Origin of the sequence: Bradyrhizobium sp. AZCC 1577 (genome assembly GCF_036924575.1) — a bacterium.
In the GTDB taxonomy this organism is placed as follows: Bacteria; Pseudomonadota; Alphaproteobacteria; order Rhizobiales; family Xanthobacteraceae; genus Bradyrhizobium.
Genome location: NZ_JAZHRQ010000001.1, coordinates 3,593,949 through 3,619,433 on the forward strand (window position 1 = coordinate 3,593,949; position 25,485 = coordinate 3,619,433).

A 25,485-nucleotide genomic window follows, 5' to 3' on the forward strand; every position below is an offset into this window, starting at 1 on the left:
CCCGAATCCCCGTTCGCGATTTTTATGCCGGCGACACCTTGAGGGCGCCGGCGGCTCATCGCGTTCACGGGGCGACGCTAGTGGAAAGAGGTGGAAAATAGCGTTGCTGCGACGCTCGGATTTGAGGTGTCGCGTTAACCGATCGTTCAGCCTGATCAAACCGCTCGGCGTCACGCCACCTCGGCGGCTGCGGGAGCGGTCAGGAATTTGGCCTCAAAATCCCGAGTTGGCATCGGCTTGCCGAAGAAGTAACCCTGTCCCTCTTCGCAGCCCATCCTGACCAGGAAGTCGGCCGTGGCGCGGTCCTCGACGCCTTCGGCGATGACAGACAGGCCGAGTTGCTTGCTCAGTCCAATGGTCGAGCTAACGATCGCCGCGTCGTCGGGATTGGTCAGCAAGCCCAGTACAAAAGAGCGATCGATCTTCAGCCCGTCGAGCGGGAATTTCTTCAGATAGCTCAAACTGGCAAAGCCGGTTCCGAAATCGTCGAAGACGAGGCGAACGCCAAGCTCCTGAATCTCGAGGAACGTATTCAGCGCGCCCTGCTCATCGTGGAGCAGGATGTCTTCGGTGACCTCGAGCTCAAGGCTGGTTGGACATAAGCCGGTGCTGGCCAGAACCTGCGCAACCGAGACCGCGAGGTCACCGGACTCCAACTGCGACGGCGAAAGGTTGACACCGATGCGGAGCTTGTGTCCCGCGCGTTCCCAGGCGGCTCCCTGGGTGCAGGCGGTTCGGAGAACCCATTCGGCGATGCGCTCGGAAATCGGAGAGGTGTTGACGACCGGCATGAATTCGCCCGGCGAAACCAGGCCCCGCACGGGATGACGCCAGCGGATCAGGGCTTCGGCGCCGATCAATCGGCCGTCGGCCAGATGAAATTGTGGTTGGTAGAACAATTCGAATTGATTGCGCTCCGCGGCCAGCGCCAGCTCCGCTTCCAGCGTCAGGCGCGCCTCCAGTTCGCGGCGGATCGAGTCTTCGAACAGCACGTGGCCGCCGCGGTTGGTCGCCTTGGCGCGGCTCAGCGCCAGATGGGCGTTGCTGAGGAGTTCGTCCGCCGTTCGCCCATCGCCTGGGCAAACGGCGGCTCCAATGCTGACCTTGACGCGGAGGTGGCGGTTTCCGGCCAGCAGCGGCGCGTCGAAGCCGTCGCCGATCTGTTCGGCGAAGCGGTTGAGGTTTTCTCGGATGTCGCTGGTCGGAACGGCGATGGCGAATTCGTCTCCGCTCAAGCGGGCGACCAGACCCGCCGTCGGAATAGCCGCCGTCAGTCGCTGCGAAATGGCGCGAAGCACAAGATCGCCACAGGTGTGGCCGAGCATGTCGTTGATCTGCTGGAAGCCGTCGATGCCGATCACCAGCAGTGCCACCTTGCGGCCGTCCGTCTCGGCCGCGGAAATTTTGGCCTCGAGCTGGACGTGAAGCGTGTTGCGGTTGATGAGCCCCGTCAGCGTGTCGTGTTCCGCAAGATATCTGACTCTCTCGGCTTCGCGCTTGCGTACCGAGATATCGCGGAGGATCGCGCCGAATTGAAATCCGTCGGTGCCTTGCCAGCCGGAGAACGAGGCCTCGACCGGAAACACCGCGCCATTGCTGCGGCGTCCGTCGAACTCGACCACCGATCCGGCAGCCCGATGTGCCACGTTCTTGATGGAGAAGGCGGATGTGGCCGGGGCTTGGTCACGTGCGCAAATCTCGTCGAACGGCCGACCGATCATCTCTTCGGGCAGATAGCCGAAGATCGCGGTCGCGCCCGGATTCCACACCGTGATCAAATAGTTGGAGTCGGTACAGATCAGGCCGTCGCCGAGCGACATCGCCACGCGCTGAAAGCGGCTCTCGGCGACCCGGCCGAGCAGATCCCTGATGTCGATTTCGTCGAGGGCGATGGCCGCGACGTAGACGATGATGGCGATGTGAAACAGCGACGTATCCGGAATGAGCGGGAACGCCGCCTGCAGGGCAAACGCGCCTGCCTCGAGTGTGAACGCCGTTGCGCCCAGCAGCGCGACTCGCTTGCCGGCGGTGAGGCGGCGCCACGAGAACAACATCAGCACGGCGAACAACGCCAGGCCGGTCGCCGTGACGACGCCCGAGGTCCATTGCAGCGCGCGGTTCTGCAGCAGCGATTCCGCAGCCAGCGTCTGCAGCACCGGGCCCGACAGGATCACACCGTTCGGCACGCTGAAGCGGTCACCAAGTTCGAGCGCCGTGCCGCCGATGACGACCTTCTTGCCCCTGAGTTTTTGCAGTGTCGCCGGGTCACCGCTCAGAACGTCGGCAAAGGACACTTTGGTGATTCCGGCCGTTCGGATGCCGAAGTCGATCAAAAAGGGTGTGCGCTTTTCGGCGTACTGGCCGGCGAGCACGGCAGCCATCGACGGCACGAATTTGCCGTCCAGCTTCTCACCGAACGGATAACGCCGGACGAGGCCATCGGGCCCGACCTCGACATTGACGATCGCCGACCACGAATGTTCGGCGAATTGCTGCAGCGGGCGATTGATATGAAGTGTCGTCCTGTCGGTGCGGGGCTGCTGGAAGGAGGGCAGGACCACCGATCCGCCCGCGCCCTCGAGGGCTTCGGCAAAGTTTCGGTCCGACGACGCATCCGAAGGTGTCGAGAAGTCGACATCGAGTGCGATGTCCTGGACGTCCGCCTTCTGAAGCTGCCGGATCAGTTCGGCGTGGAGCAGGCGCGGCCACGGCCAGACGCCGATCCTGTCGATCGACGATGCGTCGATCGCGATCACCATGATGTCGCCGCTGACCTGTCGCGACTGCCAGGCGAACCGCAGGTCGGCCAGGGCGTTGCGAAGCGAGCTGTGCCAGCCGCCCGCCAGGACGATTGCCAGCGCAATCGTCACGAAAATATGCGGCCGATATCGTTTCACTTGATCACCATTCTGGTGTTTCGGGTTTGACTGGTCGTTCAACTCTCTTGCAGTTGATTGTGCGGTTAGCGGCCTCTTCCGTGTCCACTGTTGCCACGGCCACTGCCGTTGGCTCCGTTGCCATTCCCGTTGGCGGCATTTTCGCTGCCGCCATTGCCGTTACCATTGCCGCTGTTGCCATTGCCGCTATTGCTGTTGCCCCCGGCGACAGCCGCTACCGCGCTTGCATTTGCTCGACCGGCGGCACTGGCGACGGATCCGTTGCCATTATCTCCCTGACCATTGTTGGCGGTGCCCGTGTCCGTGCCGGGAGTTGATGAACCCCAGACCGTATTGGGTTCGGAGGCGCCCCGCGCCGCGCCGACCGAAGCCGAACCGCCATGGGCGAGACCGTTGGTAACGCGATGGAAGTTCAACCGAACTTCGCCGATCGACGAGGAGATGCGAGTGACGCCATGCCTCGCGGGATGGGCGTTCGCATGCTTGTTTTGTCCGTTGGCCGCATGGCGTGGCGCGGAGAGACCGCCGCGCGGCACCGGCACGCGCTCGATGGAAGGCGCGCGCGGCTTGCCGTGCTCGATCGGAGCGAGGACGCCAGCTCCGCCCAGCGATAGGCCGGTCTTGCCGTTCGCGAACGCGGTCGCGTGCTGTCCGGCCATCACTTGCGCGATCTGACCCGACTTGAAGTCGGCGACTTCGACCTGACCGCGGATCACATCGACGGTGGTCTTGCCGGCGTTGACGGTGACGCGGAATTGCGTGCCCTTCACCACGGCGGCGAGGTAGGGCGTTTCGACCTCGAAATGCCTGACGTTGCGCTTTTCGACGTCGAGCAGGATCGAGCCGGCCCGCTGCACGATCGTTGTCGACAGCCCTTCCTTCTTCCGGGCGGGAACGCCGACCACGGAATTCGGCCCAACCATGATCATTTCCTCGCCGCGCTTCAACAGAACGCGACCGGTGCGGCCGGTGCGAACCGTATCGCCCGGCTTCACCGCGTCTTCCTGCTTGATCGATGCCTGCTGCACGCCGCTGCCGGTGAGCCAGACCTCACCGGAGGATTTGCTGACCGTCCACTCGCCGCCATCGGCCGCGTAAGCGGCGGGAGCCGTCGCCAGGAAGAACATCGCCGCGAGTGTTCTCGAGGCGTGAGCGATCGCACGCATGAAGCTCTCTCCGATTGCCACTTTGTCCCGGACGATATTGGAAATGTTTCAAGATTGAGTGAGCGGAAGCCGCCATCTGCGAGTGACCCATTAACCATTCGTTGACCATAATTTTCTATTAAAAATCAGATGGCTAGAGAATCCACCCACGATCCCGGTTCCTTATCAGTACAATTACGGAAACTGGCCTGTTCAGCTTTATCCCGCGCGGTGATGATTGGCCTCGGGCTGTGGACTTCGCTCGTCTGTTTGCCGGCGCAAGCGCAGCAAGCGCATCAGCCCGGTTACGATCCGCGGCAGACTGAAAAGCGTTTCGAGGACCAGCAATCGAGCCAGGGCGCGAACGGGCGACCTCGATTGCCGTCGCCGCCATTCGCCGGGACGGAGGGGCAGGGAGACACCAAGCCGCTGTTCGTGCTTCGGCACGTCTCGATCAGCGGCGCCGTCGCGATACCGCAGAACCGGCTGGTGACGACGTATCAACCTTACATTGGGAAAAAGGTGTCGCAGGCCGATTTGGCGGCGATGGCGAGCGCGGTCAGCGAAATCTATCGCGCCGCCGGCTTTCACCTCAGCCGGGCGATCATCCCGCCGCAGGATGTCCAGAGCGGCGAGCTTCGCATTCAGGTCGTCGAAGGCAGCATCACGGAGCTGACGCTGAAGGGGGACGGCGCCGACGAATTCGGCGTCCGGCCTATGCTCGATGCCGTATTGGCCGAGCGGCCCTCGCGGCTTGCAACGCTCGAACGGCAATTGTTGCTGATCAATGGCCGCCCAGGCGTGCGCATCATTGACACCGCGATCGATGAGATCGGCACGACAACCGGCCATTTCCGCCTGATCCTGTCCGTGAAAACCTGGCACGTCTTCACCTCGTTCGGTATCGACAATCTCGGATCGTCGTCGGTGGGGCCATGGCAAAGCTATGGGACGGCCGCGTTCAATTCCTATCTGGCGCCCGGCGATTCGCTGGTGTTCAACCTTTCGACCACGCCGGGCGATCCCAGGCAGCTCGCATTCGGCCGTCTGTCCTACGAAGTGCCCGTCGGCACTGACGGTGCCCGTATCGGTACGTCCGGCTATTACAGCGAAGTCTGGCCCGGTGATTACCGCCGTCTCTACAGCGACAACATCAAGACCTATTCGTTCGAAATTCGCGGCAGCATCGCTCCGTTGCAGTCGCAGAAGTCGAGCCTCACGCTGACCGCGGCTGCGGGATTCACCAACGCCACCGAAAACGATGTGTTCGGCCCGATCTATGCCGACCGCATCCGCACCGCGAGCCTCACGTCGGATTACCGCCTGCAGGACCATTTCGGCGGCACCAATTATCTGACGGTGAACTATCGCCAGGGCCTCGACATTCTCGGCGCCTCGCACCGCGACGACGACTACCTGTCGCGCGTCGGCGCGTCCGGCACATTCTCGGCGCTGAATTTCTGGTTCACGCGCTATCAGACGCTGACGGGTGCATGGTCGGTGAAGCTCGCTGCCGCCGGCCAGGCGGCGTCCGGCCCGCTCTTCACTTCGCAGCAATTCTATCTCGGCGGCATTGCGTTCGGCCGCGGCTATGGCAGCGCCGAGATCAGCGGCGACAACGGTTTCGCGGGCTCGCTCGAACTGCGCTTCGACCAGAAGACGAACCTGCAATATCTGAGCGGGTACCAGCTCTACGGCTTCATCGACAGCGGTGTCGCCTGGAATGACGGCTACCAGCTCAGCGACGGCCTTTCGCTGGCCTCCGCCGGCGGCGGCGTTCGCTTCTTCCTCGCCGAAGGCCTGCAGGCCGATGTCGGCGCCGCCGCGCCGCTCAGCTATCGCGCGCCTGATAATCCCACCCGCGGCGCGCGCGTGCTGTTCTCGCTGACCAGCGCGCTGAAGCTCTGCCCGGTCCGGGCGACGACCCGGTGTCTGTAGCGCTACACCGGCTCGTAGCTCTCGGTCGCACAGGTATCCTCGGCTTCGACCTTTTGGCGATCGGCGATCGCGCCGTCGGAAATTTCGATCCGATAGGTCTGCGTGCCCAGCGGCTTGCCGGTCACCGAAATCACTTCGGCCTTGACGCAGGCGGTCCAGCCCGGGCCGCGGAGGTTGGGGCGTGGCTCGGAGACGCGGACCTGGGTCGGTTGCGACGCCGCCACGAACACCGAATCCAGCTTCTGCCGCAGAAGCAGCTTGACGTCGGGTGGTGTCCCCAGCGCTGGCGGGTCCGGCGCCTTGCCGCGCATGAAGTCGGGCAGCGGCGCGCGGACATCGGCAAAACCGCAACCCCGCAAGCGTCAGCGCTGCGCCCGCTACCAGCGCTATGTGAACCACGATCCGCCGCATCGGAGGTTGTTTTACCCCGGCGGCGCCATTTCGGACAGGGGATTGCCGTGCACATAACGATCTCGCGACTGTGATTTGGATCACTGCGCGGGATTCCGGGCCGGCGACAAGATCGCCGTTGAATGGGGCCGCCGTCGCGCCTCACATCGCGCGGCCGGCTTGAACCTTTGGCTTCGAGGCCGTGACCAATCCGAAGCCTGCATTGTCGGGAGGTGGCATCATGTTCCGTCACGCGCTGCTCAAGCTGATGATTCCCGCGGCGGTTCTGCTGAGCGCCCATTCGGCCTCCGCCGAAAGTCGCCTCGCACTGGTGATCGGCCAATCCGCCTATCGCTCGGTGCCCGCGCTGCCCAATCCGGCCAATGACGCCAAGGCGGTCACGCAATTGCTGACCGATTCCGGCTTTGAGGTTTCGACCGCGGCCGATCTTTCGCAGAATCAAATGCGGGAGGTGGTCAGCGAATTCACCGGCAAGGTGGCCGCGAAGGGCGCCGATACGATCGCCCTGGTGTTTTACGCCGGCCATGGGCTGCAGATCGACGGCGAGAATTTTCTGGTCCCGGTCGATATCGATCCGAAGCGGGAAGCCGACATTCCGATCCAGGCGGTGCGCCTCAACGACATCCTGAACACGCTGACATCGGTGCCGAGCAGGATGCGCATCCTGATGCTCGATGCCTGCCGCAACAATCCGTTCCCCGATCTCAAGACCGCCGGCAGCGGCCTTGCGCTGGTCGATGCTAAAGTTGGTACGCCCGGCACGTTCCTGTCGTTCTCGACCTCGCCCGGCGCGGTCGCGGAAGACGGCTCGGGCTCCAACAGCCCGTATACGACCGCGCTGCTGGTGGCGGGCAAGGAGCAGGGGATTCCGATCGAGGAGACCTTCAAGCGGGTGCGGCTTGCGGTGAACAAGGTCACCGAAGGGCGGCAGACGCCGTGGGACAGCTCTTCGCTGACCGAGGATTTCCGCTTTTTCGGTGCCTCGGTCGCCGGACCCAAGCCTGCCGCAGCTCCGAAGAAGACGGTTGCCGAGTGGACGCGCGATCTGAAGGGCAAGCCGGTCGAGGCGGCAAACGAGTTGATCGTGGCCGACGGCACCGACGAAGCCTATGAGGCCTTCGCCAGCCTCTACCCGCAAACGTCGCTCGGACGGCTGGCGCGGGACTGGCTGGTCCGGCACCGGCGCATGGTGGCGTGGAACAACGCCGTGCTGATCAACACCGCGTCCGGATATCGTTCGTTCCTGACGCGATTCCCCGACAGCGATCTGGCCGCGACCGCGCGCAAGCTGGAGGAGCGGCTGCGCAACCGGCCCGACTTCACCCCGGCCGTTGCGGCCGCCAACGCAGCCGTGCCGCAGAACGTCGCGCTCGCCGCGCCGATGTGCCCCTGCAACGTCCAGCCGCCGCAGCAGCCGATCAAGGTCAATGCACCGGTCAAACGCATCGAGCCCGATCCGCCGAAGCGGGTCGATCGCAAGCCGCCGCGGCGTGTGCGTGAGCCGGATGACGACGTTGTGGTCGTTCGCCGTCCGCCCCCGCGCGTGGTCTACGAGCAGCCGCCACCGCCGCCGGTCAGCATCGGCATCGGGATCGGTCTCGGTGGATTCGGCGGCGGACGCGGCGGCAATTATGGCGACCACGGCGGTCGGGGTAGATACTGACCTGCCAATAGGGTAGTCGATCCCGCAAGCGTGGGTTGCGCTTGCGGGGGCAGGATGCGAAATCCGGTTTGTCTGTTCGCTTTGATCGTTGCCATCTTCTGCGCGGCCAATCCGCTTCCTGCTTCCGCCTGGGAGCATTGGGGCGGTGATCGTGGCGGATCGCGGTTTTCGCCGCTCAAGCAGATCACGCCCGACAATGTCGGCAGTCTCGTTCGCGCCTGGGAATTTCGCACCGGCGACCTTGATCGCCGGCCGGTCGAGGCGATGAAGCGGACCAAGTTTCAGGCCACGCCGCTGCTTGTCGAGGACAGCCTGATCTTCTGCTCGCCCTTCAACGAGATCATCGCGCTCGACCCCGGCAGTGGTGCGCCGAAGTGGCGATATGATCCTGATATCTCGACCGATCAACGCCCGGCCAACCGCTACACTTGCCGCGGCGTTGCCTATTGGCTCGACGAGCGCGCCGCTGAGACTGCCGCCTGCCGCGCACGGATATTCATGGGCACCAACGACGTGCGCCTGATCGCGCTCGACGCCAGGACCGGCGTTCCCTGCGCCGATTTCGGCAACAATGGCGAGATCAAGTTCGCACTCGATCCATTGGAGTGGCCCGGCGAATTCCAGATCACGTCAGCGCCCGTCATTATCAGCGACACCGTCATCGTCGGCTCCGCAATTGCAGATAATCGCCGCGTCGAAGCGCCGCCGGGCACGGTGCGCGCTTTCGATGCGCGAACCGGGCAACCGCGCTGGAGCTTCGATCCGCTGGTGCATGATGGCATCATTGCCGGCCACGCCAATGTCTGGGCGCCGATGTCGGTGGACGAGGAGCGCGGCCTGGTATTCCTGCCCACGTCCTCGCCGAGCCCGGATTTCTGGGGCGGCAAGCGGCCCGGCAATAACGACTACGCGAATTCGATCGTCGCACTGCGCGCGGAGACCGGCGAGCGGGTGTGGTCGTTTCAAACCGTGCATCACGACGTCTGGGATTACGACCTGCCGGCGCAGCCGACATTGGCGCGCATCGACACCGGCAAAGGAGAGCGCGACGTGGTGATCCAGCCCACCAAACAAGGCTTCGTGTTCGTGCTCGACCGCGATACCGGTGAGCCGGTGTGGCCGGTGGAGGAACGCGCGGTGCCGCAGGACGGGGCCGAAGGCGAGCAGCTCTCGCCGACGCAGCCGTTTCCGACCCACGTCCCGGCGCTGCTGCCGCAACAAATCTCGGCCGACGACGTGTTCGGCCTGATTCCGTTTTGGGATAGCGGAGCCTGCCGCGCGGAGGTCGCCTCTGCCCGCAACGAAGGTCTCTACACGCCGCCGTCCACGCAAGGCACCGTGGTGTTTCCGATGACCGGCGGCGGCGTGAACTGGGGCGGCGTCGCATTCGATCCGGTCAGCCAGATCCTTTACGCCAACACGACGCGGGCGATTCACATTATCAAATTGCTTCCACGTGCCGCTATGGCCGATGGCCTCAGCCCGCCGCCCGGTCACGACTTCGGACGGCAACAGGGCACGCCGTTTGCGATGACCCGTGCGGTTGCACTGTCGCCGCTGGGTCTGTTGTGCAACAAGCCGCCCTGGGGCGAGATGGTAGCGGTCGATCTGAAGGCCGGCAAGATTCTCTGGCGATCGAGGGTAGGCACCACGGAAGATCGTGCGCCGCTCGGCATCGCTTTTCCCTTCGGCACGCCGCTCGTCAGCGGCGTCGCGATCACCGCCGGCGGCCTCGTCTTCACCGGCGCGATGGATGCTTATTTGCGCGCCTTCGATGCCCGATCGGGGCGGGAGCTGTGGCAGGGCCGGTTGCCGGTGCCGGGCGTCGCCAATCCCATGACCTACATCTGGAAGGGCGAGCAATATGTCGCGATCGGCGCCGGCGGTCATTCCGAGTCCGGCACCACGATCGGCGACAGCGTGGTGGCGTTCCGCCTGGCGCGGCCGGGCGAGGCGTCCTCGCTGTGGTCGCGCACCATCGACCGGCCCGGCGGGCGATTTATGAGCGGGGCGATTGCGGTCGGGTTGGCGATCGTGGTGATGGCGATCGTGCTTTGGCGCTGGCGGCGGAGCAGGGTGGTCAAGGTGTAGATTCCCGCAACAACTCCATCGTCGTCCCTGCGAACGCAGGGACCCATACTCCGCGGCAGTTCTTGTTAGAAACGACAAGCTAACTACGACCTCACAAAACAATTTCGGCCGGTGGCTATGGGTCCCTGCGTTCGCAGGGACGACGTGAGGATGGATTTTGGATTCGACCGTCAAACAACTCGCGGCGCGTTCCGCCCGAGCTTTGCATCTTCGTTTGGCCCTCTCCAATCAGAGGGCGCAGGGAAGACCGGGTGCTTGATGGTCGGCACGGCGCAAGGGCGCCTTTGCCCACCCTACAATTTCCTACAATTTCCTACAATTTTCTAAAGCAACGCGAACGCGCTCGAGACCATCGCCACCGGCTTGTTGTCGGCGGCGGAAAGCAGCGTGACCCGGCCGAAGCTCATGGTGCGCCCGAGGCGGACCACGCGCGCATCGGCCAGTACGTCGGAGGCAGACACCGCGCGCATGAAATGCGTGGTCTGGTCGACCGTCGTCATCGCGCGGTAGCCGCGGTTGGCGGCGAGGTTGGCGATCACCATCGCGGTGTCGGCGAATGCCATCAGCGCCTGGCCCGAGACCGTGCCGCCATTGCGGCACAGCCGCTCCGAGAACGGCAGGCGCAGGATTGCGCCCGGCTGCCAGTCGGCGGCATCGCCGGGCGGAGCAGAGTCAAAGCGCTCGATCGACAGGTTGAGATCCATCACCCATGGCGCAAATACTTCGCCGAGCACGCGCGTTGCTTCCGCGATGCCGAATTCGCCCGCTTGTGGCTGTTGTTGCATGAACGTCCGTTTCCTCGTCCGATCTTGTTGTCGGCGCATTGTAGTGGTCATTGCGACGAAGGGAACAGCGGCGTGGGCTGCCACAGTCCGGCGCGATCCGCAAAGCGATTGGGCGCAAGCGCCTGAAACCCTGCAGGCGTCGAACCAAGGCTTGTCCGCGCGTGCTTGGCTTGGCGGTTACGTCGGTGGTATCTTTGCCGAAACGCTGAAAGCATCGCAAAGGAGAGCGTCATGAGAATGCTGAGCGCGGCCGTAATGGTGTTGGTGTTGATGGTGCCGGCCCACGCGCAGATGACTCCCAATATCAACCTGATGCCGGAACTCCAGTCTAAATCGCCGGAGGAAAGGGAGCAGGACGCGGTCAAGGAGAAGGCTTACAAGGATTCCTTGCGTAAGATTCCCGATGCCAAGACCTCTTCCGACCCCTGGGGCACGGTGCGCAGCACCGAGGCGCCCAAGGCCGCGGCGCCCGCCAAGAAGAACAAGACCGGCAGCAGCAGTCAGTAGCTTCCCCGCCAAAGCGGCGGGTAGGATTCGCTCGCCGCTACCCCTATATTTGACCTGTCGTTGTCGTGTCTGGAGTTACGACATGGTCTTTCGTCCGCGCGATCTCGCGAGCCGGATGGCCGGCCGGCGCAAGCTGGGCGACGGCTACCTGCGCGAGACGTTTACGCTGCCGCGTGACGAGGCGAGGGCGAGGGCGCGCGACTTCCTCAACCGCTATCCCAAGGCGGCCTATATGAGCTCGGTCGAAAGCTGGCGCGAGCTGCCCAGTGGCGACATCGAATTCACCATGCGCCGGCTTGCCAGCGCCGATTAGGTGACGCGGTTCCACTGGCGCCGGAATTTAACATCGACTCTCCGATTTTTGCCGGATTCCGATAACCCGGTATTGAGGTATTCCGCCTAGTAGTTCCCGGACAGAAGCGGGCCAGAATGGCGGACGGCCGTTGCTACCGTCATTCCGGGCGTGCGGAGCACCAGCCCGGAATGATGCAGACTGCGACAGGACGACCCGACAGGAGAAATCATGGCGAGAGACCGCAAAGACCTTGGTGCCCGCAAGTTCGTTCGGGTCGACTTGCGCAAGCCGGGATTCCTGATTCCGGCGCCGGATGCGCCATGGATCGAGTGCTACATCCTCGACATTTCCGAGAACGGCGCCTGCCTGGATGTGGGCGACCTCGCGGTTCCCAAAGTGTTCGGCCTTTCTCTCACCGCGGGCGGCGAGGTGCGCAGGGTATGCACGTTGATCTGGCGCAGGGGCGAATTGGTCGGCGTCCGCTTCGTCTCCGCCCGGGAGCTGCGCAACGGCGTGGCGCCGCCAGGTGAACCCGATGCCGCTTCCCGGAAGGCCCACGCCTAATTTGCCGTTCGTTTAGTCAGGATCCTGCAGCGTCTCGGCCACCAGGCGAATCCGGAATACCGGCTTTTTGGATTCATCCAGCAATTCCATCTGCCACGCGGTGTTCTCGGGCAGCTTGCGGGAAACGTCCGCGATCATGTCGCCGCAGACCCCGGTCATTTCCTTCCACGCGGCGTTGTGATCGGCAAATTCCGCACCGTCATTGCAGACGCATGCATCCTCGCCATGTCGAACGCTGAAGAAAAAGATCGGCATGGCAAGCTGACCAAATGTAAAATGGGGCCGCCGTTGGCCCTGAGATCCCCCATCCGGCGGGGAGTGGATTCCTCGCATATCGAAAGATCAACTCCGGGTTTTTACGGGTCCAGGCGCGTTGCCGGGCATATAAACCGGGTTATCGCTTAGGTCTAATCTGATGCAGTTGCAGGGAAACTTCCCCGGCTGGAAGGCCTGCGGAAGCGGCAGCCGAGCGGGTTACTCCCGTTCGGCTTTTTTCAGCTCCCGATCGATCCGAAGCTGGACCCGCCGGATGGCAAGCAGATTGAGTCTGGCTTCGGTCTTGCCCGTGACGACCCTGTCGCCGATACGGAATTGCCATTTCCAGATGCCCGGAGCGACCGCCGTCACGGTGTATTCGACGCCCTTGTGGATCATATAGAAATCCCGCTGCGGCTCCCGACCGCTTCAAACCGGACCTCTGACTTAAAATTGTAATTGTTCCTGCCGCAGGCAATGCCTTTGCCGCGACGCGCACGGCCGATATCCGCTACCGGGGGCTTCAACCCCATCGGTGTGACCGAATTCCCTTGCCCAGCCTAATTTCCGCGGCGCGCAAAAAGCACTGCGCCGCGCAAGCGGAGTATGGTCGCTTGGCGGCGCAGGCCTATTCCCCGAGTGATGCAATGTCCCAGGCAAGAATTTTGTCGGGGACGATATGAAAAAGGTTCAACGCGCCCGACGGCAAATTTGCCGGGCAATTTGCGCGCATAAGGCGCGGCCGCCGGCGGGCGGGCTCCCTATTCCTGCCGCGATGGATAGGGCTGTCGCGGCGGAATATGGGTTCTCGACGGCGCGTCCGGACGGACCGGCTGCGGCACCCTTGAGGGCTCCGGCGTGCGGCTGAGGTTCAACAGCCACGTGAGGAGATGAGCGCCATGGTGTTGAAGCGTCGGCAGGATGGGGTCGTGGTCAAGGACGGTCACAGGGGCGGTCGTTCGTATCTGCATGCCGCTGGCATAGCGTACAGCGCCTTGAAGGACGGTTCAGATGGAGCCGCAAGCACGCCTAAAATTGTAGGCGACGTCACCGCGTCCCGATTTGCAAGGTCGGATAACGATGAGGCCGCCGGTTCGGCGGCCTCATCGCGAGAGCTAGCCTTCCGGCTGCTCTACATCAGGCGCCCGGGGGCTGGCGTCCGGCGCCTCTTCACTTCTGGCCCGAAGGTCGGCGGCCTTATCGAGAAAGCCCGCGGCGATCTCCGGATCCGTGGTGGCCATTGCAAATTTGAGAAAGGTTGCCGCTTGTTCCGTGAGGTATTTCTTGCCCGGCACAATACTGGTTCCCCGTTACTACCCGTCACTACCTGCCGCACCCGCTGCAATTACGCACTGCGGCGAAATCCGTTCCGGGGAAAAGTGCAAAACTATACTTAAGTCGGATGGGCTCACCCGGATCGTGTGTTCGGACTGGGTTGGACTGGGCGCCGAAGGCGGCAACCTCACGAGGCAGTGGGCGCGGTGTCCTCGCCCAAAAGCTTCCCGGTTTCCTTATGGATGAAGTGAAGCCGGGTGCAGGCGAGGCAAACGACGGACACATACGAATTGGGCTCGTCCTCCGGCGCGGTCGCCGGAAGCCAATGCTGCACCTTCGTGCTCATCCGTGGGCATGTGAAAAGAATGTGTCGGCCCGTCATTGGCGAGAGATAGGCAGAGGCTGGGCGCCGGGTCACCTCCGTATGTTTGCGTAGTTGGGGGGACCGTCCGGGCAGCGAAAGGCGAGGCGCGGGGAGCGGCTATCTTCGTCAGGGCGCACCGGGAGCTGGGTCGGATATTCCTGAGTTTCGGAATCGGAAACACCGTGGTGTTACGGACTCCAAAAGTGCGTGTGGAAAATTCTATGCTTGATGTCGCCGGGGCTGCTTTTCATCCCGAACCAATTTGTACCGGCTGGGGGCCGCCGAAAGGCGGCCCTTTCAATTTGCGCGAGGCCGAGGGACTTGGGCCTGCAGAACAGAGGTGGCCTCAATCTTCAGTCCGCCATCCTCCGAGAAGGAACACCTTGCGTGGTCTCCGGTTCGGCCCGGCCTGCGATCGAACGTCAGTGAGGTCAACCGCCCTTCGCTTCATTAGAAGCCTTGTGACGATCCCAAGCGCGACGAAGGGTCCGAGGTAGATGGCAAGTGTGGTGAGTGCGCTCATGAGCCGCTCGCGCTGGAGATGTTACGGCAAACGAGGACACTCCCAAAATCAACTTAGGCGTGAGGGTCAAATACGGACAGGATCCTGCGGCGGTACTGGCCGAATTAGGCCACTCGCCAATTCAAATCAGGCCACCGAAAACCACCAATGTCGGAAGCCAGACAGACGGCACCGGAGTTGGGGTTTAATGCGTGCCTAGGCGGCCGGGATGCCGCCCGTCCATAAAAAAGGACGACCCCAGCCAATTGCTGCTCAGGGGGGACGGCTGCAATGACGGACCAATCCCATGAGGTCCCGCAGGACCTTCGTAATCTCGTCCGCCTTGTCTCGGCTTGCACATTAGGCCTCTGGGCATTTGCAGCAGGTTTGCTGATCGGGGTCTTTCTGTTTTCGTGATCAAGGGCCTGAGTACTGGCCGGAAATAGGCCAGTACCTGCGTGGCGCGGTGAAAAGAACATATTGCGAACATAGAACAAAGATGGTACAAGGGTTCCTAGACGAAATCGAATCCCAAAAGCTGCTCACCGCCGTTTGTCCCGCTCGCGAATCCCCGCCATAAGGAGCACGTATTATGTCCGCCACTGCCCTGCGTATCGTTGAAGGATCCTCCATGGATAAGACCAAGGCCCTGTCTGCCGCGCTCTCCCAGATCGAGCGCCAGTTCGGCAAGGGCTCGGTGATGAAGCTGGGCAAGAACGACCGTTCGATGGACGTCGAGACGGTGTCCTCGGGCTCGCTCGGCCTCGACATTGCGCTTGGCGTCGGCGGGTTGCCGAAGGGGCGGGTGGTCGAAATCTACGGGCCGGAATCGTCCGGCAAGACCACGCTGGCGCTGCACACGGTGGCGGAAGGACAGAAGAAGGGCGGCATCTGCGCCTTCATTGACGCCGAACACGCGCTCGATCCGGTCTATGCGCGCAAGCTCGGCGTCAACATCGACGAGCTCCTGATCTCGCAGCCCGACACCGGCGAGCAGGCGCTGGAAATCTGCGACACGCTGGTGCGCTCCGGCGCGATCGACGTGCTGGTGGTCGATTCGGTGGCGGCCCTGGTGCCGAAGGCCGAACTCGAGGGCGAGATGGGCGATGCGCTGCCGGGGTTGCAGGCGCGGCTGATGAGCCAGGCGCTGCGCAAGCTCACCGCCTCGATCAACAAGTCCAACACCATGGTGATCTTCATCAACCAGATCCGCATGAAGATCGGCGTGATGTACGGCTCGCCGGAAACCACCACCGGCGGCAACGCGCTGAAATTTTACGCCTCCGTCCGTCTCGACATCCGCCGCATCGGCGCCATCAAGGAGCGCGACGAAGTCGTCGGCAACACCACCCGCGTCAAGGTGGTGAAGAACAAGCTGGCGCCGCCGTTCAAGCAGGTCGAATTCGACATCATGTATGGCGAGGGCGTCTCCAAGATGGGCGAGATCCTCGACCTTGGCGTCAAGGCCGGCATCGTCGAAAAGTCCGGCGCCTGGTTCTCCTATGACAGCCAGCGGCTCGGCCAGGGGCGCGAGAACGCAAAAGCCTTCCTCAAGGCCAATCCCGACATGGTCGCCAAGATCGAGACGGCGATCCGCCAGAACTCCGGCCTGATCGCCGAGCAGATCTTGGCCGGTCCCGCCGAGCGCGACGCCGACGGCGAGGAGCCGGCGGACGACGAATAAGCTTCAGAAACGCTTCAGGGGTTGAGGCCTGAAACGTGACGGACGGGTGCTGCGGACGTTGAGTTGCCGACGTCCTCAGTGCCCGTTTTGTTTTTTGCGTTCCCCGGATGCTGCGCAGCGCGACGCTTCTCGAGCGGCGCAGTGCGCTGCTGATCCGGGTCTATCCGTTTTGCGCGTGTGTGGGTCCCGGCTCTGCGGAGCAGCGCTAGCGCGCTGCACCGCGTCCGGGACATGAGCCTCACTCCGCGGCTTGCGCGTAATCCTCAACCGGCGGGCATGAGCACACCAGATTGCGGTCGCCATAGACGTTGTCGACGCGACCGACCGGGCTCCAATATTTGTCGGTGCGCGAGATGCCATCGGGGAAACAACCCGTGGCGCGGCTGTAGGGGCGGTTCCATGCATCATCGACAATGTCGTGCACGGTGTGCGGGGCGTGACGCAAGGGCGAGGCTTCGACCTTCCAGCGGCCGATCTCGATCTCCGTGATCTCGCTTCGGATCGCAATCATCGCGTCGCAGAACCGGTCCAGCTCCGCCTTCGATTCCGATTCGGTCGGCTCGATCATCAGCGTGCCCGGCACCGGAAAACTCATGGTCGGCGCGTGGAAGCCGTAGTCGATCAGGCGCTTTGCTATGTCATCGACGGTGACGCCGCTCGTCGTCTTCAGCGGGCGGGGATCGACGATGCATTCATGCGCGACGCGTCCCTTGGCGTTCTTGTAGAGCACCGGGAAATGCGGGTCGAGCCGGCTGGCGATGTAGTTGGCGTTGAGGATCGCCATTTCGGTGGCGCGCGTCAGGCCTTCGCCTCCCATCATCAGGATATAGATGTAGGAGATGGTCAGGATCGATGCCGAGCCGAACGGCGCCGCCGACACGGGGCCGATGGGATGCGGCGCCGCGCCATCGGTTGCGGGGTGGCAATTTGAAGGATGACTTGGCAGATAGGGCGCAAGATGAGCCTTGACGCCGATCGGGCCCATGCCCGGCCCGCCGCCGCCATGGGGAATGCAGAAGGTCTTGTGCAGATTGAGATGCGAGACGTCGGCGCCGTAATCGCCGGGGCGGGAGAGACCGACCTGCGCGTTCATGTTGGCGCCGTCGAGATAGACCTGGCCGCCATGGCTGTGCACGATGTCGCAGATCTCGGTGATGTGCTCCTCGAACACGCCATGCGTCGAGGGATAGGTGATCATCACGGCGGCAAGATTCTTGGAATGCTTCTCCGCCTTGGCGCGGAGGTCCTCGACATCGACATCGCCGCGCGCGTCGCAGGCCGTCACCACCACTTCCATGCCGGCCATGTGGGCAGACGCCGGATTGGTGCCGTGCGCGGAAGAGGGGATCAGGCAGACCTTGCGGTGCGGCTCGCCGCGCGCGGCATGATAGGCGCGGATCGCGAGCAGCCCGGCATATTCGCCCTGCGCGCCGGAATTTGGCTGCAGCGAGATCGCGTCATAGCCGGTGATGTCGCACAGCCATTTTTCCAGCCGCGCAAACAGCGCGTGATAGCCGGCCGCCTGTTCGCGCGGGGCGAACGGATGGAGCGAGCCGAACTCGGGCCAGGTCAGCGGGATCATTTCCGTGGTCGCGTTCAGCTTCATGGTGCAGGAGCCGAGCGGGATCATGGCGCGGTCGAGCGCGAGGTCGCGATCTGAGAGCTTGCGCATGTAGCGCAGCAGCTCCGTCTCGGAGCGGTGGGTGTGGAACACGGGATGGACAAGGAAGGCGCTGTCGCGCTTCAATTCGGCGGGCAGCGTTTCGCGCGCGCCCAACTCGACATCCGCGTAGGACAGCTTGCCGCCGAAGGCGCGCCACACCGCTTCCACAGTCGCAGGCGTGGTCGTTTCGTCCACGGCGATGCCGAGCGTGCCGTCACCGATGCGCAGATTGATCTTCTCGGCGAGCGCGCGCGCAACGATTTCACTCTGCTTCGCGCCCGCGGCGACGGTGATCGTATCGAAGAACGCCGGTGACGCCGGCGCATAGCCGAGTTTTGTCAGCCCCGCTGCCAGCGCCGCCGCGCGGCGGTGCACGGTGCGCGCGATATGCGTCAGCCCTTCGGGACCGTGATAGACCGCGTACATCGAAGCGATCACCGCCAGCAGCACCTGCGCGGTGCAGATGTTGGAGGTGGCCTTTTCGCGGCGGATGTGCTGCTCGCGGGTCTGCAGCGCCAGTCGATAGGCGGGCTGCCCCCGCGAATCCACCGACAGCCCGACGATGCGGCCGGGCAGCGAACGTTTTAGCGCGTCGCGAACCGCCATGTAGGCCGCGTGCGGGCCGCCATAGCCCATCGGCACGCCGAACCGCTGCGCCGATCCAATCGCGATGTCAGCGCCAAGCTCGCCGGGCGAGGCGATCAGCGTCAGCGCCAGAAGATCGGCCGCGACGACGGCGAGCGCGCCCTTCGCACGCAACGCCGAGATCGCCGGCCGGAGGTCGCGCACCGCGCCCGTCGTTCCCGGATATTGCAGCAGGCCACCGAACACATTGGCGCCTTCGAGATCGGCTAGCGGATCGCCGACGATCAGATTCCAGCCCAGCGGCTCGGCACGGGTACGCAGCACCGCGAGCGTCTGCGGATGCACTTCCGCATCGACGAAGAACGATTTTGTCTTCACTTGCGAGGCGCGTTCGGCGAGCGCCATCGCCTCCGCCGCGGCAGTACCTTCATCGAGCAGCGAGGCATTGGCGACGTCGAGGCCGGTGAGGTCGCAGATGATGGTCTGGAAGTTGAACAGCGCTTCCAGCCGCCCCTGGCTGATTTCCGGCTGATAGGGCGTATAGGCCGTGTACCAGGCCGGGTTCTCCAAAACATTGCGCTGGATCACCGTGGGCAGAATGGTGCCGGAATAGCCTTGGCCGATCAGCGAGGTGAACACCTGGTTCTGCGCGGCGAGCTCGCGCATATGCGAAAGCGCCTCGGTTTCGCTCAAGGCGGTGCCGAGATCGAGCGGCTCCTTCTGCCGGATCGAGGAGGGCAGCGTCTGGCCCATCAGCTCGGCGAGGCTGTTCGCGCCGACGCTCTCCAGCATCGCACTGATGTCGCGGGGCGAGGGGCCGATATGCCGGCGCACGAAATCGGTGGCGGCTGCGGCGGTGGTCTTGAGCGGCGCGTTCATGACGTCCTTCCTTAGGCCGTGTGTGCCTCGTAGGCGGCCTCATCCATCAGGCCGCCGAGTTCGCTCTTGTCTGCGATCTTCAGCTTGAAGAACCAGGCCTTGCCGCCGGCGTCGGAATTCACCAGCGCGGGTTCGGCGGCGAGCGCCTCGTTGACCTCGATCACTTCGCCCGAGATCGGCGCGTAGACATCGGAAGCGGCTTTCACCGACTCCACGACGGCGGCGGCTTCGGCCTTCTTCAGGGCGCGGCCGACTTTCGGCAATTCAACGAACACGACGTCGCCGAGCTGCGATTGCGCATAGTCGGTGACGCCGATGGTGGCGACATCGCCCTCGATGCGGAGCCATTCGTGGTCGGATGTGAACAGCGTCGTCATGAAAACTTCCCTTTGGCGTTTGCAGGTTCAGCGTTTGTAGGTGTTGGGAACGAATGGCATGGCTGCGACCTGCAGCGGCAGGCGCTGGCCGCGCACTTCGGCGAAAACTAACGTCCCGTTGGCGGAGAGCGATGTCGGCAGATAGCCCATCGCAACCGGCGCATTGAGGCTCGGGCCGAAGCCGCCCGAGGTGACCTTGCCGACTTGCTCGCTGGAAGCGCTATCTGCGAAAAGCAGCGCGCCTTCGCGCACCGGCGCGCGGCCTTGCGCGCGCAAGCCAACGCGGCGACGCGATGCGCCTTTTTCAAACTGTGAGAGGATTTTTTCTGCGCCCGGAAAGCCGCCGGCGCGGGCGGCGCCGCTGCGACGGCTTTTCTGCACCGACCATTCCAGCGCGCCTTCGACCGGCGTCGTCGTGGTGTCGAGGTCGTGGCCGTAGAGGCAAAGCCCGGCTTCCAGCCGCAGGCTGTCGCGCGCGCCCAATCCGATCGGCTGCACGTCCGGATTGTCCAGGAGTAGCGTCACCAGCGCCTCGGCCTGTTCGGCCGGCACCGAAATCTCAAAACCGTCCTCGCCGGTATAGCCGGAGCGGGAGACGAAGCAGTCGAAGCCCGCCACCTTGCGCGGCCCGGTATCCATGAACCGCATTGCAGTCACGTCTGCACAAAGTTTCGCCAGCGCTGATTCCGCCTTCGGTCCCTGCAGCGCGATCAGCGCGCGGTCTGGCAGCGAATCGATGACGCAGGTATCGGAGAGATGCGCGCGCAGATGCGCTTCGTCCTCGGCCTTGCAGGCGGCGTTGACGACCAGAAACAGGTGATCGCCGAAATTCGCCACCATCAGGTCGTCGAGAATGCCGCCGTCGCTATTGGTGAACTGGGCGTAGCGCTGCCGACCCGGCGCAACAGCCAAGATGTCCTGCGGCACCAGCCGCTCCAGCGCCAGCGCCGCGTCCTCCACCTTGCCGGATTTCGCCCGCAGCGCGAGCTGGCCCATATGCGAGACGTCGAACAGGCCGGCGGCGCTTCGCGTATGCAGATGTTCCTTCAGGACCCCGGCCGGGAATTGCACCGGCATCTCATAGCCTGCGAACGGAACCATCTTGCCGCCGCGCGCCACATGGAGCCCGTGCAACGGGGTGCGTCTAAGGGGGGATTTGTCGCTTGCCAGCATCGTCAAGGCCCTCATGGGTTCCGGAGACCAGTCTCCAAAAACCCAAAGAAAGCCCCATCTGTCGCTGTGCCTGAGAGTATTATCCCGTCGGCGGACGCCCTGGGCGCATGCCGCCCGGCGTCTCTTTCCAGATGCTATTTCGTCACGCGGTCCGTTTGCCTGAGAGTTTCCGGGGCGGTTGCTCCTTCGGCGCCGGCGCTTAAGCCGATCTCTCCCGACGTGACGTCTTACAGATAAGAGGGAAACACAGCCCTGCCAAGCCTGTCAACGCAGCCGCAGCATTATCAACGGGACTTGCGCGCCCATCTTGTGTGCTGCGGCAAGCCTATGATCCGCCTGGACAGTTTCTGGACACCGCAGGCCGCCTTGTCTAAAAGCGTTCCGCCGGAAGGTTAAAGGCTGGTTGTAGCCTGACCCGGCCCTTTTTTCCGATTGGATGAACATGAGCGGCGTCAACGAGATCAGGTCGAAATTTTTGGACTTCTTTGCGGAGAACGGCCACGAGATCGTGCCGTCGTCGCCGCTCGTGCCACGTAACGACCCGACCTTGATGTTCACCAATGCCGGCATGGTGCAGTTCAAGAACGTCTTCACCGGCGTCGAGAAGCGTGGCTACCAGCGCGCCACCACCTCGCAAAAATGCGTGCGCGCCGGCGGCAAGCACAACGACCTCGACAATGTCGGTTACACCGCGCGGCATCTCACATTCTTTGAGATGCTCGGCAATTTCTCGTTCGGCGACTATTTCAAGGAGCGTGCGATCGAGCTCGCCTGGAACCTGATCACAAAGGAGTTCGGGCTGAAGAAGGACAAGCTGCTCGTCACCGTCTACCACGACGACGAGGAGGCGGCGCGCCACTGGAAGAACATCGCCGGCTTCTCGGACGACCGCATCATCCGGATCGCGACTTCGGACAATTTCTGGGCGATGGGAGATACCGGCCCGTGCGGTCCGTGCTCCGAGATATTCATCGACCGCGGCGAGCATATCTGGGGCGGGCCTCCGGGCAGCCCGGAAGAGGACGGCGATCGCTTCCTTGAATTCTGGAACCTGGTTTTCATGCAGTTCGAGCAGGTGACGAAGGACGAGCGCGTCGCGCTGCCGCGCCCCTCGATCGACACCGGCATGGGGCTGGAGCGCATGGCCTGCATCCTGCAGGGCGTCGACAGCGTCTTCGAGACCGATCTTTTCCGTCATTTGATCGATGCCGCCGCTTCGGCGCTCGGGCATGGACCGGACGAGAAGAACGTCGCGTCGTTCCGGGTCATCGCGGATCACCTGCGCTCTTCAGCCTTCCTCGTGGCCGACGGCGTGCTACCGTCGAATGAGGGCCGCGGCTATGTGCTGCGCCGGATCATGCGCCGCGCGATGCGCCACGCGCAGCTCCTCGGCGCGCGCGAGCCGCTGATGCATCGTCTGGTGTGGGCGCTGGTGCGCGAGATGGGCCAGGCCTATCCGGATCTGGTGCGCGCCGAAACGCTGATCGAGGAAACGCTGCGGCTGGAAGAGACCCGCTTCCGCAAGACGCTGGAGCGGGGCCTTGCGATCCTCGACGAGAAGAGCGCCGGCCTGAAGAAGGGCGACATGTTCGACGGCGACACCGCGTTCACGCTGTACGACACCTACGGCTTCCCGCTCGACCTGACGCAGGACGCGCTGAAGTCGCGCGGCATCAGCGTCGATCAGGCGGCGTTTTCGGACGCCATGGATAGGCAGCGCGTGAAGGCGCGCGCATCGTGGGCTGGGTCGGGCGATACTGCCAGCGAAGCCATCTGGTTCCCCTTGCGCGAAAAGCTCGGTGCCACCGAATTCCTCGGCTACGACACCGAAAGCGCCGAGGGCGTGGTGACCGCGCTGGTCAAGGACGGCAAGGATGCCGACAGCTTGAAGCCGGGCGAGACCGGCGCGATCGTTTTGAACCAGACGCCGTTTTATGCGGAGTCCGGCGGCCAGGTCGGCGACATCGGCCTTCTGACGGGCGAGGGCGTCAAGTTCCGCGTTACCGACACGCAGAAGAAGGCGGGCGATCTGTTCGTGCATCTGGGCACGGTGGAGCAGGGCACGCTGAAGGTAGGCACCGCGCTGCAGCTCGAGGTCGATCATGCGCGCCGGTCGTCAATCCGCGCCCATCATTCGGCGACGCACCTGCTGCACGAGGCGCTGCGCCAGGTGCTCGGCGATCACATCGCCCAGCGCGGCTCGCTGGTGGCGCCCGATCGTCTGCGCTTCGACTTCGTGCATCCAAAGCCGATCACGGCGGAAGAGCTCGCGCGCGTCGAGGACATTGCCAACGAGGTGGTGCTCGAAAACGACGAGGTCACGACACGGCTGATGGCGGTCGACGACGCCCGCGAAGCCGGCGCGCGCGCCCTGTTCGGCGAGAAATACGGCGACGAGGTTCGCGTGGTTTCGATGGGCAAGCAGGCCCGCGCCCACGGCCAGAACGCGCTCGGCTGGTCCGTCGAACTGTGCGGCGGCACCCATGTGCGCCGCACCGGCGACATCGGACTGATCTCGGTGACCGGCGAAAGCGCGGTGGCCTCAGGGGTACGGCGTATCGAGGCGCTGACCGGACGTCACGCCCGCAAGCACGCCAATGATACGATGGCGATCGCGAAGACGGCGGCGTTCGAGCTGCGCACCAGTGTCGACGACATGCCCTCGCGCATCGCGGCGCTGATGGAAGAGCGCAAGAAGCTCGAGCGCGATCTTTCGGATGCGCGCAAGAAGCTCGCGATGGGCGGCGGCGCCGGCAACGGCGCGGCAGCGGGCGGCGTGCGCGAAGCCGGCGGCGTCAAGCTGCTGGCGCGCGCGGTCGAGGGCGTCGAGACCAAGGATCTGAAGAGCCTGGTCGACGACGGCAAGAAGCAGATCGGCTCCGGCGTCGTCGCGATCGTCGGCGTCACCGAGGACGGCAAAGCCGGCATCGTCGTTGGCGTCACCGCCGATCTCACCGCGCGATTCAATGCGGTCGAACTGGTGCGCAAGGGCTCGGAAGCGCTCGGCGGCAAGGGCGGCGGCGGCCGGCCCGACATGGCGCAGGCCGGCGGGCCCGATGGCGCCAAGGCTAATGCGGCGCTCTCGGCGATCGAGCAGGCGATGGCGGGAGCTTAGGGGCAAGCCGAGGCGTGCAATCATAGGCGCCTTGGCCGCGATCGCCAGCGCAGTCGCTGCGATGCAATGGCTGATGATGGATCAACTTGCTGAGCAGGCGCCAGCCATCCCGCCTACAAGCGGAACAGCAGAATGGGCTAACGCCATCTGCATTTGTCACGCTGCAGCCTAATTCCTGGTGATGCTGCAGGAATCCACGTTGATCGAACCCTCGATGGTGCCGGGACCTTGCGGGCATCGTTGGTAGCGGCATTCCGGTAACCAACCCGATCGCTGGACTTACGCGACAGCCGACTTTGGGCGTTCGAGCGAGAGGTGCCAGCATGACCTGGTGGATGATAAGGCCATCTCTATTTGCGTCGATCGTCCTCGGCGCGTCGGTCTGCACAGCGTCAGCGCAGGATGCCAAGGTTTCAGTCGACATGGTCGGAGCAGGCAGCATGAGTTGCGCTCACTGGCGGTCAACGGAAGAGCATGTGTTGGAGGGGACTGTCTGGATTCACGGTTTCTGGACGGGACTCAATTACGTTGCCGCGGCGAGTGGCCAGTCACAGCCGAGAATAAGTGTGTCTTCGATCGTTGCCGAAGTCGAAAAGGCATGCGCTCGCAAAACATCACAGACCTTAGCCAGCGCTGTATGGACGACGTATCTCGGGGCCAAGCGGTAGGGCGCCGATTGTCCGGGCGCATCACGCGCTTAGACGATCCTGTTACCGCAACGATGCTGTGCCGCTTTCGTCATTCTGACGCGCTTGCTGGAACTCAGAGGCCCGCGAAAAGTTGGCAGTTGGCCCATTGAGCCCTCGGTCCTGGAAGGCTGACGATGATCCGCCCGGTATGCGCCGCCTTGGCGCTTAGCTGTCTATCTGCGCCTGTATTTGCCGAAACCTGCATTGCTTCGCGCTATGGCTACGGCGGCGGCCGAACCGCATCGGGAGAGCGGATGAATCCAAATGCGATGACCGCAGCGCATCGCGCCAGACCATTCGGCTCTAACGTCACAGTCACCTCACATTCCACCGGACGAAGCGTCACCGTCCGGATAAATGACCGTGGTCCGTTCGTGAAGGGACGATGCATAGACCTGTCCACCGGGGCCGCGCGTGTACTTGGCATGGCCGGGACTACGATAGTTTCTCTCCGCTGAGGTAGACGAGCACAAGTGGGAAGTTGCGCCGTGAGCAGCGCCCTGTCGGGTTGCGCGATGTCGTCGTCATTGTAGTCACGCACGCAACCCAATGCGGACGCTAGGCCGCGATACTGCGGCGCACCGTTCTATTGCTCGACCTGTTGCTGGCAATTTGGCCTCGGGGCGAG

At 63.7% G+C, this 25,485-nt stretch carries 19 protein-coding genes and 2 riboswitches; of the genes, 9 read left to right on the top strand and 10 right to left on the bottom strand.

Features of this window, described 5'->3' with window-relative positions:
- Positions 1 to 170 precede the first annotated feature (170 nt).
- Positions 171 to 2,897 (bottom strand): EAL domain-containing protein, encoded by a 2,727-nt coding sequence (locus V1278_RS16690; protein ID WP_334381572.1) that lies wholly within the window; start codon positions 2,895 to 2,897, stop codon positions 171 to 173.
- 65 nt (positions 2,898 to 2,962) lie between these two features.
- The gene (locus V1278_RS16695) at positions 2,963 to 4,063 is read right to left on the bottom strand and encodes a FecR family protein (protein ID WP_334381573.1); all 1,101 of its coding nucleotides are present in this window, start codon (positions 4,061 to 4,063) and stop codon (positions 2,963 to 2,965) included.
- A 213-nt stretch (positions 4,064 to 4,276) separates the two neighbouring features.
- On the opposite strand from V1278_RS16695, the gene V1278_RS16700 reads away from it, so the two are divergent.
- The gene (locus V1278_RS16700; protein ID WP_334381574.1) at positions 4,277 to 5,980 is read left to right on the top strand and encodes a ShlB/FhaC/HecB family hemolysin secretion/activation protein; all 1,704 of its coding nucleotides are present in this window, start codon (positions 4,277 to 4,279) and stop codon (positions 5,978 to 5,980) included.
- Between the two features lie 2 nt (positions 5,981 to 5,982).
- On the opposite strand, the gene V1278_RS16705 is transcribed toward V1278_RS16700, so the two are convergent.
- On the bottom strand, positions 5,983 to 6,339 hold the full coding sequence (locus tag V1278_RS16705; RefSeq protein WP_334381575.1) for a hypothetical protein: 357 nt from the start codon (positions 6,337 to 6,339) through the stop codon (positions 5,983 to 5,985).
- A gap of 272 nt (positions 6,340 to 6,611) precedes the next feature.
- On the opposite strand from V1278_RS16705, the gene V1278_RS16710 reads away from it, so the two are divergent.
- Positions 6,612 to 8,054, top strand: a complete 1,443-nt coding sequence (locus V1278_RS16710; protein WP_334381576.1) for a caspase family protein — start codon at positions 6,612 to 6,614, stop codon at positions 8,052 to 8,054.
- A 54-nt stretch (positions 8,055 to 8,108) separates the two neighbouring features.
- Positions 8,109 to 10,145, top strand: coding sequence for a pyrroloquinoline quinone-dependent dehydrogenase (locus tag V1278_RS16715; RefSeq protein ID WP_334381577.1), 2,037 nt, complete (start codon positions 8,109 to 8,111; stop codon positions 10,143 to 10,145).
- 323 nt (positions 10,146 to 10,468) lie between these two features.
- Here V1278_RS16715 and V1278_RS16720 read toward each other — a convergent pair whose 3' ends face one another.
- Entirely contained in the window at positions 10,469 to 10,930 is a 462-nt protein-coding gene (locus tag V1278_RS16720; RefSeq protein ID WP_334381578.1) for a PaaI family thioesterase, read from the bottom strand.
- A 231-nt stretch (positions 10,931 to 11,161) separates the two neighbouring features.
- On the opposite strand from V1278_RS16720, the gene V1278_RS16725 reads away from it, so the two are divergent.
- The 3 genes from V1278_RS16725 (at position 11,162) to V1278_RS16735 (ending at position 12,296) form a co-directional block, all read left to right on the top strand.
- Positions 11,162 to 11,437, top strand: coding sequence for a hypothetical protein (locus V1278_RS16725; protein ID WP_334381579.1), 276 nt, complete (start codon positions 11,162 to 11,164; stop codon positions 11,435 to 11,437).
- An 82-nt stretch (positions 11,438 to 11,519) separates the two neighbouring features.
- Positions 11,520 to 11,750, top strand: a complete 231-nt coding sequence (locus tag V1278_RS16730) for a hypothetical protein (RefSeq protein ID WP_334363660.1) — start codon at positions 11,520 to 11,522, stop codon at positions 11,748 to 11,750.
- A gap of 210 nt (positions 11,751 to 11,960) precedes the next feature.
- Positions 11,961 to 12,296, top strand: coding sequence for a PilZ domain-containing protein (locus V1278_RS16735; protein ID WP_334363659.1), 336 nt, complete (start codon positions 11,961 to 11,963; stop codon positions 12,294 to 12,296).
- 12 nt (positions 12,297 to 12,308) lie between these two features.
- On the opposite strand, the gene V1278_RS16740 is transcribed toward V1278_RS16735, so the two are convergent.
- The 3 genes from V1278_RS16740 to V1278_RS16750 all read right to left on the bottom strand — a co-directional run bounded on the left by V1278_RS16740 (position 12,309) and on the right by V1278_RS16750 (position 13,846).
- A complete protein-coding gene (locus V1278_RS16740) occupies positions 12,309 to 12,551 on the bottom strand; it encodes a DUF6894 family protein (protein ID WP_334363657.1) in 243 nt (80 codons plus the stop codon).
- 219 nt (positions 12,552 to 12,770) lie between these two features.
- Entirely contained in the window at positions 12,771 to 12,950 is a 180-nt protein-coding gene (locus V1278_RS16745; RefSeq protein WP_213285841.1) for a hypothetical protein, read from the bottom strand.
- Positions 12,951 to 13,666: 716 nt separating this feature from the next.
- Positions 13,667 to 13,846 carry a hypothetical protein gene (locus tag V1278_RS16750; RefSeq protein ID WP_156434032.1) on the bottom strand — a complete coding sequence of 60 codons (180 nt, stop codon included), beginning with the start codon at positions 13,844 to 13,846 and terminating at the stop codon, positions 13,667 to 13,669.
- A gap of 1,438 nt (positions 13,847 to 15,284) precedes the next feature.
- Between V1278_RS16750 and recA the strand changes: the two genes are divergently transcribed.
- Positions 15,285 to 16,376, top strand: a complete 1,092-nt coding sequence (recA, locus tag V1278_RS16755; protein WP_334381580.1) for a recombinase RecA — start codon at positions 15,285 to 15,287, stop codon at positions 16,374 to 16,376.
- Between the two features lie 238 nt (positions 16,377 to 16,614).
- Here the strand turns inward: recA and gcvP are convergent, their stop codons facing one another.
- From gcvP to gcvT, 3 genes are read right to left on the bottom strand one after another with little or no spacing between them, the layout of a single operon-like run.
- Complete coding sequence (gene gcvP, locus V1278_RS16760) at positions 16,615 to 19,503, bottom strand: aminomethyl-transferring glycine dehydrogenase (protein ID WP_334381581.1); 2,889 nt, start codon at positions 19,501 to 19,503, stop codon at positions 16,615 to 16,617.
- Positions 19,504 to 19,514: 11 nt separating this feature from the next.
- The gene (gene gcvH, locus V1278_RS16765) at positions 19,515 to 19,880 is read right to left on the bottom strand and encodes a glycine cleavage system protein GcvH (protein WP_334381582.1); all 366 of its coding nucleotides are present in this window, start codon (positions 19,878 to 19,880) and stop codon (positions 19,515 to 19,517) included.
- 27 nt (positions 19,881 to 19,907) lie between these two features.
- Complete coding sequence (gene gcvT, locus V1278_RS16770) at positions 19,908 to 21,053, bottom strand: glycine cleavage system aminomethyltransferase GcvT (protein ID WP_334381583.1); 1,146 nt, start codon at positions 21,051 to 21,053, stop codon at positions 19,908 to 19,910.
- A 55-nt stretch (positions 21,054 to 21,108) separates the two neighbouring features.
- A riboswitch (glycine riboswitch) is annotated at positions 21,109 to 21,187 on the bottom strand.
- A 3-nt stretch (positions 21,188 to 21,190) separates the two neighbouring features.
- A riboswitch (glycine riboswitch) is annotated at positions 21,191 to 21,281 on the bottom strand.
- 214 nt (positions 21,282 to 21,495) lie between these two features.
- Between gcvT and alaS the strand changes: the two genes are divergently transcribed.
- Positions 21,496 to 24,168, top strand: a complete 2,673-nt coding sequence (gene alaS / locus V1278_RS16775; RefSeq protein ID WP_334381584.1) for an alanine--tRNA ligase — start codon at positions 21,496 to 21,498, stop codon at positions 24,166 to 24,168.
- 823 nt (positions 24,169 to 24,991) lie between these two features.
- Complete coding sequence (locus V1278_RS16780) at positions 24,992 to 25,315, top strand: septal ring lytic transglycosylase RlpA family protein (RefSeq protein WP_334363650.1); 324 nt, start codon at positions 24,992 to 24,994, stop codon at positions 25,313 to 25,315.
- Positions 25,316 to 25,485 lie beyond the last annotated feature (170 nt).

Excerpts from the sequence above, each read along its gene's own strand:
- V1278_RS16695 (WP_334381573.1), bottom strand. The coding sequence starts at position 4,063 with ATGCGTGCGATCGCTCACGCCTCGAGAACACTCGCGGCGATGTTCTTC.
- V1278_RS16700 (WP_334381574.1), top strand. The coding sequence starts at position 4,277 with ATGATTGGCCTCGGGCTGTGGACTTCGCTCGTCTGTTTGCCGGCGCAA.
- V1278_RS16710 (WP_334381576.1), top strand. The coding sequence starts at position 6,612 with ATGTTCCGTCACGCGCTGCTCAAGCTGATGATTCCCGCGGCGGTTCTG.
- V1278_RS16715 (WP_334381577.1), top strand. The coding sequence starts at position 8,109 with ATGCGAAATCCGGTTTGTCTGTTCGCTTTGATCGTTGCCATCTTCTGC.
- V1278_RS16720 (WP_334381578.1), bottom strand. The coding sequence starts at position 10,930 with ATGCAACAACAGCCACAAGCGGGCGAATTCGGCATCGCGGAAGCAACG.
- V1278_RS16725 (WP_334381579.1), top strand. The coding sequence starts at position 11,162 with ATGAGAATGCTGAGCGCGGCCGTAATGGTGTTGGTGTTGATGGTGCCG.
- V1278_RS16730 (WP_334363660.1), top strand. The coding sequence starts at position 11,520 with ATGGTCTTTCGTCCGCGCGATCTCGCGAGCCGGATGGCCGGCCGGCGC.
- V1278_RS16735 (WP_334363659.1), top strand. The coding sequence starts at position 11,961 with ATGGCGAGAGACCGCAAAGACCTTGGTGCCCGCAAGTTCGTTCGGGTC.
- V1278_RS16740 (WP_334363657.1), bottom strand. The coding sequence starts at position 12,551 with ATGCCGATCTTTTTCTTCAGCGTTCGACATGGCGAGGATGCATGCGTC.
- V1278_RS16745 (WP_213285841.1), bottom strand. The coding sequence starts at position 12,950 with ATGATCCACAAGGGCGTCGAATACACCGTGACGGCGGTCGCTCCGGGC.
- recA (WP_334381580.1), top strand. The coding sequence starts at position 15,285 with ATGTCCGCCACTGCCCTGCGTATCGTTGAAGGATCCTCCATGGATAAG.
- gcvP (WP_334381581.1), bottom strand. The coding sequence starts at position 19,503 with ATGAACGCGCCGCTCAAGACCACCGCCGCAGCCGCCACCGATTTCGTG.
- gcvH (WP_334381582.1), bottom strand. The coding sequence starts at position 19,880 with ATGACGACGCTGTTCACATCCGACCACGAATGGCTCCGCATCGAGGGC.
- gcvT (WP_334381583.1), bottom strand. The coding sequence starts at position 21,053 with ATGCTGGCAAGCGACAAATCCCCCCTTAGACGCACCCCGTTGCACGGG.
- alaS (WP_334381584.1), top strand. The coding sequence starts at position 21,496 with ATGAGCGGCGTCAACGAGATCAGGTCGAAATTTTTGGACTTCTTTGCG.
- V1278_RS16780 (WP_334363650.1), top strand. The coding sequence starts at position 24,992 with ATGATCCGCCCGGTATGCGCCGCCTTGGCGCTTAGCTGTCTATCTGCG.